Consider the following 11,608-nt stretch of genomic DNA (forward strand, 5'->3'; position numbering starts at 1 on the left):
CGCCGTTTATTTAGCAAAATCACTCACGGCTTTCGCAACCGTCTGTACCACGCCATCATCAAACACACCGGGTACAATATGCTCGTTGGTCGGTTCGGACACCAATCCAGCTAGCGCTTTGGCAATCGTCGCCTCCAGTACAAATGTCACATGTTTGAGTCCACTGGCTAAGAGACCTTTGTATAAGCCAGGGAACACCAGAATATTATTCACCTGGTTCGGATACTGACTTGATCCAGTGGCAATAACCGCGGCCCCCGCGGCCTGTGCCTCTGCTGGATCGATTTCAGGCACAGGGTTTGCCAACGCTAAAATAATCGGGTCTACTGCCATTTGTTTAACATCTGCGCCGGTTAAGACGTTTGCATCAGACAAGCCCACAAAGACATCCTGACCAACGATTGCCTCTTGCAACGTTTTCGCTGTTGTTTCTAAACCAATTTGTTTAGCCAGCTGCCGTTGATACGAATTATAGCGTTCGTCATCAGCGGTCACCACGCCATCGATATCGACTAAGGTAATGTGCTTCACACCGGCTGCAAACAGCAGGCGTCCCGCTGCGATCCCAGACGCGCCGGCACCATTGATCAATACATGTAGTGATTGGAAATCTTTACCAACCACTTTGGCTGCATTCAGTAATGCAGCCATTACAACAATCGCCGTTCCTTCTTGATCGTCGTGATACACAGGAATATTCAATTCCTGGCTCAAACGTTCTTCAATTTCAAAACACCGCGGTGCAGCAATATCCTCTAAATGAATACCAGCAAAACTACCTGCAATGTTTTTAACTGTGCTGACAAATTCATCTGTCGAAACTTGGGCAACCGAAATTGGCAACGCATTAACGCCTGCCAAGTCTTTATACAGCAATGACTTTCCCTCGATGACGGGCAATGCGCCAGCGGGTCCAATATCACCGAGACCTAACACAGCCGATCCATCAGACACGACGGCAACAAGCTTGCCACTCAACGTGTAGCGTTCACGCAGCGCTGGATCTTTCGCCAGCATCTTGGAAATGGTGGCAACACCTGGCGTATACGCTTTACCTAAGTCGGCTCGATTGCGTACCGCCATTTCAGCTTCGATTCCGAGCACACCATTATGCAACGCATGCAGCTTTAAAACATCATCTAGTTGATCAGCCATGTAAATCTCCTTTGTTAATCTTCATCCAGTATAAACGGCATTTTGTATATTGTAAAATAAGGCTACTATTTTTAAGCTTTTTAAAAATATTAGTTACTTATAAATCGCTATCTTTGTCACGTTCGTTGTAAACCAGTACACTTGAGGTATTAATTTATCTAGGAGGCTTCATCATGGAGAAATCAGAGCGCCCACGTACGTTATACCACACCAGCGTTGTTAACGAAGACGGCTTGGTCGGACATACGTTTGCTGAAGGCGAAGGTAAAATTGACGTTAAAATCAATGCGACTAGTAAAGATAATCTCGGCACCAATCCGGAACAGTTGCTTGGCATGGCCTTGGCAACATGTTTGAACGCTACTCTGGAGGCCATCGAAAAACGTGATGGCTATGAGCATCAAACTAAGGTCCGTGTGGATGTCGATCAGGCTCATGATGTGCATGGCCTGCAATTTTTCGTCGATGTGTATGTGTACATCCCCGAAGATGAAGTTGATCGTGAAACTGCTAAGGCTTGGTTTGATCTAGCTGAATCACGTTGCCCTGTGTCAAAGCTCGTGCATGCCAGTGATAACGTGACCTTCACGTTGATGGACGTAAACGATGCATTTTAACAAGTAACGAAAAGCGCATATTCTGACTGCCGAATGGCAATTAGAATATGCGCTTTTGTGTGCAAATAAAAATGTTGTCACATTATTTAACCCAACCACAATGTAAATGAATATAACACCGTTTCCCGGCCGCAAAATCAGCTGGGGATAACGGAAATTCAAAGCCACAATTATCGATATGCTTGATGCGCATTGGTAGCGTTTTATGACCAGTGTACTCGGTTGTCCATTCGTAATCGGCGCCATCCGGTGCATCCGCCAACACTTGTTCAGCATAGTTTAACGTCACTTTTTCGCTCATCATGGCCTCCGTTTAATACTTTTTGTTCAGTATATCACGAAGTCGTTAAAACACAATTGTTTTGCACAGTCACTAAACCGTCTTCAAAAATGCCAATAACGCCTTTGTAGTCGCGTCACTTTGCTCCGCCATGACAATGTGTCCAGCGTCTGGAATCACTACTGATTGCCCTTTTTGTGCCATCGCAGCTGTGACCGCCGCAAAATCAGGATTGAAGTACGGCGACTTTTGACCAGCAATGATCAGTAATGGCACCGTCAATTGACGAATCACATCACGCCAGTCCGCCGCTGCATGATCAAATAAAAATGGTTCGTTCAGCTTAGCGTCAAATGGATGCGACTTACCTACCGCTGACACAAGCGCAAAGGTGTCGTCATCAATATGCTTATACGTTGACGATCCTAATGGCATTCTGAAATAATCAGGAAAGTCGTTCCACGTAACGTCTTTAAAACCAAACTGCCAGTCGGCATCGTTAATCATCCGGGGACTTTGATCAATATCAATCACTGCAGCTACGTTGGCATCCCCAAATAATGACAGGTAAGCAAAAATCGTTGCTGCCCCCATCGAATTACCAAGCAAAACAACATTGGTTAGTGAAAGTTGGTCAATCACCTCAGCCAAATCCATACCATGACGGCTAATCCGGAGCCCTTTCACAGTATGCTGAGAACTCCCTTGATTTCTCGCATCTACATTGATGACCCGATAGCCCGCTGAAACTAATGCCGGAATCTGTGCTGCCCATATTTCTTTGGCACCACCGAATCCGGTCATAATAATGAGCGGTTGCCCCTCTCCCTCATCCGTATAAGATAGCCGCACACCATCATTTATTGTTAACCACATCGTTGTGCCTCCTCCAATTGCCTATTAGATTTAGAATAGCACAAAATGCGGTGAATCAATGGACCACATAGCTGATAGATTTTCATGAGTAACGTAAACTGCGCGCAGATACTTCCTCGCATTCGGGAAAGTATCTGCGCGCAGTTTGATTTTGCTTACCAATTTCTAAAGCACCGGTTTAAGTCTGTTAACTTTATGCTATCTGTTTTTAATCCTAGCTGCTTCTGCAGAGACTAACTGCAGCTTACGATCGATATTGTTAGCAATCAATTACTTAGCCATTTCGTCCTGTTTCGTTTTTATTCTAGCAGCGGCATCTGACACTAGTTTCAGTCTTCTGTCCGTTTCCCTACTAGATGCGGCACCCCAAGCCTCCAGATCAGCATGATTGTCAGTAGTCATTAACTTTACGACACTATAATCGTACTTCGCCCAAATTTGGCTGATTAATTTTTGATCCTCAGTTTTATTGTTTTCCATACACAATTCTCTCCAATCTTATATGATCAACAATTCTAGGTAATTCTTTTTTGACAGAAGTAACTCCAAAAAAGAATTTGAATTCGTTTTCTGCGCTCCAGAGCTTCATGATAACATCTAGTCCTACTTTAGACACTCGAAGTTCCTCCCATTTTGTGTTTAACACCAATTCCATGTTTGCATGAACCTTTGCAAACGATTCAATAAACACCCTGGTCGGTACCACACGTCCCGTCAACTGGCGTCTTTCCTCTATAATTTGCCACGCCTGCTCAGCTGGTCGATAGTGATACATCACGGTCACAGCATAATCATGCCGTAATGCTATCTTTAAACGATCAACTGCACTGATTGCCGCAAACGTTGTATCGTAAATAAATGAGTAATTATGCCCAACTGCATATTTAAAACTAAGCGATAATAACTTATTTACTGCCGGTTAAAATTCTGCTGCGTTCTCACCATCATAGCCTGGAAAGAAACTTCTAAAATCATCTGGATCTAACTTGGCAAATGTTCCAGCAACATCTCCAAAGGAACTCGTCACGCCTTCCGTCTTTCCCGACCCGGGTGTTCCAGCCGTAAAAATCGCAACTTTCTCATCCGCATTTTGCTGTGCGTACTTAAAAATCGATGCAATCAACTCATCCTTAAATTTCGCGACATAATTCAGCGGATCATAACGCAGCGCCCCGTCATCTCGGTTTCCAGTCGTCGTGTTTTTCTTCACGCGCACCCATCCTTGAAAATAAGTATTTACCTGCACCGTTCTTTCTTAATGAATACCGACAAAAGTGACATACGTATTTTTCAAGGACGCACTCGTTTGAACGCAAAAAAATAGCGACAACCATCGCTGGTCATCGCTAGTAAACTATCTAATTAAGCTGGTTGTGCTTCTAGTTTGTCGATGAAGCTTTCAACTTCCTGACGCGTCTTCCGGTCAGCGTTAGCAAACCGACCAATTTCACTGCCGTTTTCAAAAGCAACAAAACTAGGAATACCCATCACACCCATTTCTTGTGCGAAGTCGATGTTTGCATCGCGATCAACGTGAACCCATTGGTACTGGTCGTACTTAGATTCGATCTGCGGCAAAACTGGCTTGATGAACGCACAATCTGGGCACCAGGTAGCGGAGAAGTATAACATGACCTTCCCATCCTGTTTAATGATGTCGTCTAGTTCAGCGTTACTTAAGTTCTCAATTGGTGTCATCACCATGCCTCCTAAATTTAAGTTACTTACTATTTTATAGCGATTACGACAAAAGTCAACTACTTGCGTTCAGGCAATCCGTAAAGTGTGGTAACCTTACGAATAAACACAGGAGGCAAACACTGCAGATGTCTAATCATCAAACATTGATTTCACTCATTCAACCACCAGTCAGTTTAGGCGACGCTAATATGGATAAGTACGTCACGAACACGTATGATCTTCTGGTCAAATTAGGCGATCACGAACACTGGGATGATGGTGCCTTAAGTGCCGTTGCACATCTTGTTGCAAATTCAGTTAATGACCAAAACCTCACTACCCAGTTTAACGAGTGGCGCATCACCTGCAACATCGCTGGAAGTCCCATCTTTAATACGTTATTTCAAGCTAGCACCAGCGCACCACAAACAAAACTTGATCAGTTACTCAGTGCCTTGGGTGGTCACCTGACACAGCAAACGGGTGATTTAGCCATCGATCGTCCCTTCGCAAAGACTTTGTCACCTAACGATTCTTTCTGGAGCCAACTTGCGCAAACCGTTCAAGTTGCCTTCCCTGATGGATTTGCCTTGGATGATGCCACCACCCGGATGGTTCACCAGCTGCGGTATCACATCGACGCCCATAACGTGGCGTTTGTTCGCGATAACTTCAAACAGCCAGGTCAAAACGACCTCGACGCCTTGTTAGCATTTGACCGTGACGCACTGGCGCACGGCAAAGCTGCCAGTGCTGCTAGTTCATCACGCATGCATAACAAACAGCCTGAAGCGCTCGCTCGCGGTGTGTTGCCAACTCTACCGACCGGTAATTTTAAGCGACTCGTTAATTTTCACAGTGAATTCATCGTGGCTTCGGTCCCAGTCCCAACTTTTATTACAATTCCGTTGGCACAAATCGCCAATGTAAATGATGTCCCTGCTTATGTGCGGGCATTGACCTTGGAAGAACGGAACGCGTTAGTCAACGGCGCTTCATTTAATTACGCCGACACAAATGACTATAGGCAACCAAACAGCATCCATCAGCGGCTGGACATCCATTACGGGCAAAATGATCCGTTGGTTCGGCGTCTGGCGATGAAGCCTTATACGAGTCCTAAATCGGAACCACGCGTGATCCAGATACTGCAGCAACAATATGATGCCGCGGTGAAGAATTCGGATCGCTAAGGATTTAGGTTCTATAGTAGAAAAGTGCCGTTTTGCTAGCTCAGTCTGGTGGAAAATCATCAGGGTGGCATTTAGTGACAGGTTCAATTGAAAAATAAACTAGTTAAAATAAATCGTCAGTGATCAACGCCTGTGCAGGCTGGTTGCTGACGATTTTTTCTTGTAGTGATTTTTGATTTTGGTAGAGATCGTCGTTGGCCTTTTATATAGTTGAAACGTGCAAGCAGACCTTGAATCCTGTGCAGCACCTGACCGCTGTCCGTGGCTAAAGCCACTACCGCCGTTCCTGCAATTGCTCGGATAGTCGTTGCCACTTATATAGTCGAAACGTGCAACTCAGCCCAGAACTCTGTGCATTGCCTGCCGACCGTACAGGGCTTTGCCCTTCCCGCCTGCTTGCAATTGCTCGAGTTCTAACCGGGCTGAGTTGCACTCTTTTATTTTTACACTTTCTCCTTTCGTTTCGTTACTAATAATGTAAGTCGTGGCGCCGCGCTTACTACTACTACAGAACCCAAAGGAGAAACACACATGGCAGAAACATGGCTCAAAAGTACCGTTGAATTCGAACTTTCTGGTGAAGGACACCTGCTACCTCGCAAGCGTAACTTTGCAAATGTCGCCAATGGCGCAACGGATGCACAAGTACTGCAGTTTGGTCGCGCCCTTGCCACCTTGTCTGATGACACCGTTACGGGTGCCGCTGTCACGGTGAAACAAGCCGTCGAAGCTAACTAACACCTTCCACCACACGACAAAGGAGACCACATATGAAAGACCTCAATTTAAAGTTCAAGAACACTGCCGGTAAATCGACCCATTTAAAGTTACGCTTTGTTAGCCAAAATCTGACTAAGGAAGTTGTTCAAGCAGCGATGCAAGAAGTGATTGCGGCCGGATTGATCGTTGATAAATTTGGCAATCCAGTTCATGTCAAAGCAGTCAGCGCCCACTACGTTGAAACTGTTTCAACACCAATCTTCGACGAAGAACCTGCGACACCTACTGTTTAGCACCCCACAGAACGCATCGGATTTTACCGGTGCGTTTTTTTAGTAAAGGAGATTATTTATGAAACGTCTACTCATTTGGCTAATCCTTATCGGTTCTGGTTGGCTGACCGGTCACATTCTCTACCCGATTCCCATCGATTAATTGCCGGCCTATTTACCAAATCACGATAGGGCTCATTCCCGAATTGAACAGTCTAAAATCCCCATCAACCAGCAGACAAAATAGTCGACATTTGAGCGGAGAAAATGGATAATAAACGTCAATAAATAACAGTTTTAAAAAGTTTGACTTTTTTTGACCTTTATCCGTGAATTCTATTGACGCACGGTTTAAAAGATGTTATTTATTTAGTAATCAATTTTATTTGTGGAGGGCTCATGCTATGGAAACCGAAGAACACCGCAATCTCATTACGTCTAAACTACGTCACCTATTCAAGTCAAATAAGCCAGCTGTAACCGATCGCACAGTGATCGTGCCAGTCAGCGTTCGCTCCGAAAACTCACGCTTTGAAAGTTCTTTGGCAGCAAGCTTATTGAGCCTTCAATTCGCGCGCATCGGCGACTAACTAATTAAATCTGCTAACCAAAAGGCGTCTGTGGACATAACGATTATGTCCACAGACGCCTTTGTTGCTTTCTAAAATAATCATGCTTAAACTAGTTCGCCAAACCCATGGCAAATAGTTCCCCGGCAACCTGATTGCTCAAAAATTCAGGCAACTTCATGCTCCCGACCACCTGACGTGAAATCTCACTGTGTGTATTGAAGATCTCAATCAACCGCCCATTTGAGCATTGTGGCCGAAGTTCGTGAATATAGCTAAACTTCAGGTTATCTTTACGTAACGTGTTAAAGGTATCAAAGTAGTCCGCGTGAATCTGCGTAACGCGCGCAACTTCAGCACTGATCGCCAACGTCGACACAAAGATGCGTTGAATGTTACGAGTGAAGTGATGCGTCACCCATACCAGCGCACGAAGCCAACGAGCGGCATTTAAGGCATCACTGATATAAATCTGCTGCGTATCATTAGTCGCCTGTGCCATCGTCAAAACATCAGTTGGTTCTCCAACCAGCACTTCAAATTGCCGGCGAAATCCTATTGGCACCTGATGTGGATGGCGCGTTAACAAACGCAAGTCGATCTCCGGATGACGCATATGAAATTGCTTGATTACAGATTGTGTCAGTGTATTTTCAGCACCGATGAATAACACACGTGTCATCTTTAGACCTCTTTTCGTTTATATATACATAACTTAATTTCTATGAGGCCATTATAGCAACATTTCTTTAATATAGATATACCAAATTCGTGATATTTAGTCAACCCCGCTTACTATTGCAGAGGCGGCATCACATGTAATAGTTTAATAGCAGCATTAGTTAAGCAGCAAACATATCTCATTCACAAATAATAAAAGCTATACCAATTTTCGCAAAAATGTTAAATAACGCCTCACCCTATAAAAAAAACTGGCACCATTTCTGGCAACCAGTTTTGTTTAAGTGTTTATGCAAAGTGGTTATTTGACAACCTTGAACCGATCTTCGTCAGCCATGTAGTCCTTGTCGCCGGCTAAGGCCTCAATAGAACCAAATGGCATCTGGCTACGTAACCGCCATTCGTCAGGAATCTTAAAGGCATCTTTGATCGCGTTATCAATCAGTGGATTGTAATGTTGAACAGATGCACCGATTTGGTTTTCGGCAAGTTCAGTCCACACTGCAAATTGACTGTTACCAACGTGTTGCTCAGACCAGTCGTAGAAGTTGTCGGCGTACAATGGGAAGCCGTCTTCTAATTCCTTAACCTTAGACATATCTGTAAACCAAAGTAACGTCCCAAAGCCAGCTTTAAATTGGCTGTCGATCTTCTGCTTACTGTTAGCAAAAGCTTCTTCTGGTACAACCTTCTTCAATTCATCAAGTACGATGTCCCAAACGCGGTCGTGTGCGTCGCCATAGGCAAACACGATCCGAGTGGTCTGACTGTTAAAGGCAGATGGTGACTCCTTCACAACTTCAGTCACCAACTTGGTGATTTCGTCTTCGGTTGGCCGTACATCCTTACCCAAAGCATAGATTGAGCGGCGTTGCTTCATTAAGTTTAAAAATGTGTCTTTCATCAAAAGAGCCTCCAAAATTTTCATTTAATTGTTCGCTAGTTGAACTAGCACTGTGTACAATATATAACACTTACTAAAAGTAAGCAACGACATTTTTACTTTTTTCTGATTTTAGTGTGTCGTGCATACGAACGAAACAACTAGCAGATCTCAAAAGATCATCATTTTCTTTTCCCCAACCGCTCATCATCTATTTGACCTGGAAATGGGTCGGCGCACGCAAAAATGGTCTGAGACATAACTAATTATGTCCCAGACCCATTGTTATTTTCTGATTTTCAATTGCGGAAACGTGCGCCAAAAGTCAAGTCGCTGTGCAGAGGACAACCACCCACCGGATTGAGAGCCCATCTGTACAGGCGTTTTAGGTCTTGCTCGCTACTCCCCGACTTTTGTCCCACTTTCTTTTCTATTACCTTAATTTTAGTTTTCGTCTACTAATCCTTAACCGGTTCGTTGGCCAGTTCTTTGCCGGCATCTGGACCAGCATCCAAACTCACGATACGGTCGACGGTGATGACGACGGCGCCAATCAGGTCGGGCAGCTTCTTATCCACTGCAAATTGATGCGCATCATCAAAAACCTGTCCCTCCGTGTAGATTGTCGCCTTACCTTCAACACGAATCCCTTTCATCCCAGGATATGGGTGAACCGCCACCGCCACTTTATGATTTGCCTGCAGGTTATGCCAAGCCTGACGACCGGTTTCTTCGTTATAGATCAAATGTTCATCATCTAAGACACGTAGCGTGCCCTTAGGACCGATCTGGGGATTGCCAGCCTCATCCACCGTCGCGATGAATGGAAAGCCGTCAGCAATCAACTGCTTCATATCTTCTGTTAATTTTGCCATTTGAATATCCTCCCCTTCTAATGTGCTTCATTATAGAAGTTTCGGTTAAAACAAACCATTTATCTGTTTCGACCTATTTGCCTTGACCCGCCAAAATCGCGATGGCCAGACCGATTCCAGTCAGGATACCGAAATCAGTTGAAATCGTTAATTGATATTTATCAGCGGTTCCTAACTGTTTTTGAATCGTCACTACTGGCGTTTGCGCATCAGCTAACACCGTGAAATGTGTATCTCCAAGGCCTTTCTTCAACGCATACCGTTTGTTTTTGACATTGATCAAATCGCTCCCACGGAAGTTTTTCGACGTGAGCAGCGCAACCGGCTGATGATTCACAACGATGCGATATTTCGTATCCATGAACCGCAGCTTGGATTCCACCAGCAAGACATTATCCATTATTGTCAATTCATCGCTAGTGGGAACCGCAATGAGCCAACCTAAAAAGGTATTCCACAGACTGGGCCAAAATCGTGATGGCGAACTCCCCACCTTCTTGCCATCCCCGTCATTAACCGTAAATCGCTCACCACGACGCGCATTGATTGTTAAATAAAATATGCTTTTGTCCATCTGCTAATCCTTCTTTGGACTCATGCGCGCGTGTGCCTTTGCTGAGTAATCCTTAACCTCAATGCGATACAAATTCACATAAGCCAAATCATGATCATCCGGTGCATCCCACACGTGATTCGTTTCATGAATCAATAGTCGTTCGAGCCCAATTACCTTTTCAGCTGGATCAGTTATTTGAACGGCCGTGCCAGTACCAATCACACTGTGATACCACCAGGAATTCTCACTGGCATCGCTCGTCTCAGACTTCATCAATGACCCACCATCATCAATTTCAAAACCAACCCGCCCATCTTCTGCCAACAAGTCAACCTTCCGACCTGCGGGAGCGCCGTGAATGTACAGCGTCAAATGTCCCGCCGAATCAAGTTCATAGCCGTAGTTAGTCGGTACAACATATGGATAATCGCCAGCATGAATACCGAGATGAATCACATGAGCATTTTGTAAAATGTCGTCTATTTCACTAAGGGATGTTACTTCGCGATCTTTTCTACGCATGGTTGGATACCTCCTGGATTTACTGTTATTTTACGCCTTATTTGTTAGTAAATTTAGTGTCTATTGAAAAGACAAATTGTTTAATCTAGAAATACAATCGCCAATCACATTATGCCGCCCTCATAGTCATTAAAAAAACAAAAAAGCCGATGTATTAAGCATCGACCACAAAAAATTTAACTTCTGACTCTTTAGCGAGCTGGAACTTGTTGCGTGAAGCAATGAATATTCCCACCACCTAACAAAATTTCACGTGCTGGAATGCCAATGACTTTTCTGCCTGGATAAAGATCCTCCAGAACACGCTGCGCATTAGCATCTGCCGGATCATTAAACCTTGGATAAACAATTCCTCCGTTAGCCGTATAGTAATTAACATAACTTGCAGCTAATCTATCTCCGGACATACGTGGTAACGTCCCAGGAACCTTGTCTACTCCACTGGCTTCCTCATCAGTAATCAAAATTGGCTTAGGTAAGTTCAGCTTGACTACTTGAATTTTCCTCCCACGGGCATCAGTAGCTGATTCAAGAATTTCCAGGTTCTCCTTACTTATGTCATACTGCGGATCATCCTTATTATCTGTCCAGGCTAGAACAACAACACCTGGTCGAACAAAATTAGCAATATTATCTAAATGGCCATTTGTCTCGTCATTAAAAATTCCTTTTTTTGGTAGATTGTAAAATTAATCCGAACGCTGTTCGGACAAAAAAGATCAGCTTCCT

16 protein-coding genes and 2 pseudogenes are annotated in these 11,608 nt (G+C 44.3%); 5 read left to right on the top strand and 13 right to left on the bottom strand.

All coding sequences use genetic code 11. The features are described 5' to 3' along the window. Positions 1-6: 6 nt before the first annotated feature. Positions 7-1,155 (bottom strand): NAD(P)-dependent malic enzyme, encoded by a 1,149-nt coding sequence (locus IV55_RS08130; RefSeq protein WP_057811147.1) that lies wholly within the window; start codon positions 1,153-1,155, stop codon positions 7-9. 173 nt (positions 1,156-1,328) lie between these two features. Here IV55_RS08130 and IV55_RS08135 point away from each other — a divergent pair, with 173 nt between their 5' ends. Beyond that, entirely contained in the window at positions 1,329-1,772 is a 444-nt protein-coding gene (locus IV55_RS08135; RefSeq protein WP_057811149.1) for an OsmC family protein, read from the top strand. A gap of 82 nt (positions 1,773-1,854) precedes the next feature. On the opposite strand, the gene IV55_RS08140 is transcribed toward IV55_RS08135, so the two are convergent. From IV55_RS08140 to IV55_RS08165, 6 genes and pseudogenes are all read right to left on the bottom strand, one after another. Beyond that, complete coding sequence (locus IV55_RS08140) at positions 1,855-2,076, bottom strand: hypothetical protein (protein ID WP_146993611.1); 222 nt, start codon at positions 2,074-2,076, stop codon at positions 1,855-1,857. Positions 2,077-2,145: 69 nt separating this feature from the next. Further along, complete coding sequence (locus IV55_RS08145; RefSeq protein WP_057811153.1) at positions 2,146-2,928, bottom strand: alpha/beta fold hydrolase; 783 nt, start codon at positions 2,926-2,928, stop codon at positions 2,146-2,148. A 270-nt stretch (positions 2,929-3,198) separates the two neighbouring features. After that, positions 3,199-3,408, bottom strand: a complete 210-nt coding sequence (locus IV55_RS08150; RefSeq protein WP_057811155.1) for a hypothetical protein — start codon at positions 3,406-3,408, stop codon at positions 3,199-3,201. After that, positions 3,395-3,544, bottom strand: a complete 150-nt coding sequence (locus tag IV55_RS10570) for a hypothetical protein (protein ID WP_237756167.1) — start codon at positions 3,542-3,544, stop codon at positions 3,395-3,397. Before IV55_RS10570 ends, IV55_RS08150 begins: the two co-directional genes overlap by 14 nt. A 39-nt stretch (positions 3,545-3,583) precedes the next feature. Further along, a pseudogene (locus IV55_RS10575) lies at positions 3,584-4,174 on the bottom strand (zeta toxin family protein); the annotation flags it as partial. A gap of 116 nt (positions 4,175-4,290) precedes the next feature. Next, entirely contained in the window at positions 4,291-4,626 is a 336-nt protein-coding gene (locus IV55_RS08165; protein WP_083483988.1) for a thioredoxin family protein, read from the bottom strand. Between the two features lie 128 nt (positions 4,627-4,754). Between IV55_RS08165 and IV55_RS08170 the strand changes: the two genes are divergently transcribed. The 4 genes from IV55_RS08170 (at position 4,755) to IV55_RS08185 (ending at position 7,383) form a co-directional block, all read left to right on the top strand. Then, the gene (locus tag IV55_RS08170; RefSeq protein WP_057811160.1) at positions 4,755-5,801 is read left to right on the top strand and encodes a DUF3114 domain-containing protein; all 1,047 of its coding nucleotides are present in this window, start codon (positions 4,755-4,757) and stop codon (positions 5,799-5,801) included. Positions 5,802-6,332: 531 nt separating this feature from the next. Next, positions 6,333-6,539 carry a DUF1659 domain-containing protein gene (locus tag IV55_RS08175; protein WP_057811162.1) on the top strand — a complete coding sequence of 69 codons (207 nt, stop codon included), beginning with the start codon at positions 6,333-6,335 and terminating at the stop codon, positions 6,537-6,539. A gap of 32 nt (positions 6,540-6,571) precedes the next feature. Continuing rightward, entirely contained in the window at positions 6,572-6,814 is a 243-nt protein-coding gene (locus tag IV55_RS08180) for a DUF2922 domain-containing protein (protein ID WP_057811164.1), read from the top strand. A gap of 383 nt (positions 6,815-7,197) precedes the next feature. After that, positions 7,198-7,383 carry a hypothetical protein gene (locus tag IV55_RS08185; RefSeq protein ID WP_057811166.1) on the top strand — a complete coding sequence of 62 codons (186 nt, stop codon included), beginning with the start codon at positions 7,198-7,200 and terminating at the stop codon, positions 7,381-7,383. A 91-nt stretch (positions 7,384-7,474) separates the two neighbouring features. Here the strand turns inward: IV55_RS08185 and IV55_RS08190 are convergent, their stop codons facing one another. The 6 genes and pseudogenes from IV55_RS08190 to IV55_RS08215 form a co-directional block, all read right to left on the bottom strand. Continuing rightward, a complete protein-coding gene (locus IV55_RS08190; RefSeq protein ID WP_057811167.1) occupies positions 7,475-8,044 on the bottom strand; it encodes a hypothetical protein in 570 nt (189 codons plus the stop codon). A 300-nt stretch (positions 8,045-8,344) separates the two neighbouring features. Further along, complete coding sequence (locus IV55_RS08195) at positions 8,345-8,947, bottom strand: nitroreductase family protein (RefSeq protein ID WP_057811169.1); 603 nt, start codon at positions 8,945-8,947, stop codon at positions 8,345-8,347. 437 nt (positions 8,948-9,384) lie between these two features. Continuing rightward, positions 9,385-9,801 (bottom strand): pyridoxamine 5'-phosphate oxidase family protein, encoded by a 417-nt coding sequence (locus IV55_RS08200; protein WP_057811171.1) that lies wholly within the window; start codon positions 9,799-9,801, stop codon positions 9,385-9,387. Between the two features lie 73 nt (positions 9,802-9,874). Continuing rightward, positions 9,875-10,375 (bottom strand): hypothetical protein, encoded by a 501-nt coding sequence (locus IV55_RS08205; RefSeq protein WP_057811173.1) that lies wholly within the window; start codon positions 10,373-10,375, stop codon positions 9,875-9,877. A gap of 3 nt (positions 10,376-10,378) precedes the next feature. After that, the gene (locus IV55_RS08210) at positions 10,379-10,879 is read right to left on the bottom strand and encodes a pyridoxamine 5'-phosphate oxidase family protein (protein WP_057811174.1); all 501 of its coding nucleotides are present in this window, start codon (positions 10,877-10,879) and stop codon (positions 10,379-10,381) included. A gap of 191 nt (positions 10,880-11,070) precedes the next feature. Continuing rightward, a pseudogene (locus IV55_RS08215) lies at positions 11,071-11,553 on the bottom strand (agmatine deiminase family protein); the annotation flags it as partial. Positions 11,554-11,608 lie beyond the last annotated feature (55 nt).

The sequence above is a fragment of the Furfurilactobacillus siliginis genome (assembly GCF_001437435.1).
Lineage (GTDB): Bacteria > Bacillota > Bacilli > Lactobacillales > Lactobacillaceae > Furfurilactobacillus > Furfurilactobacillus siliginis.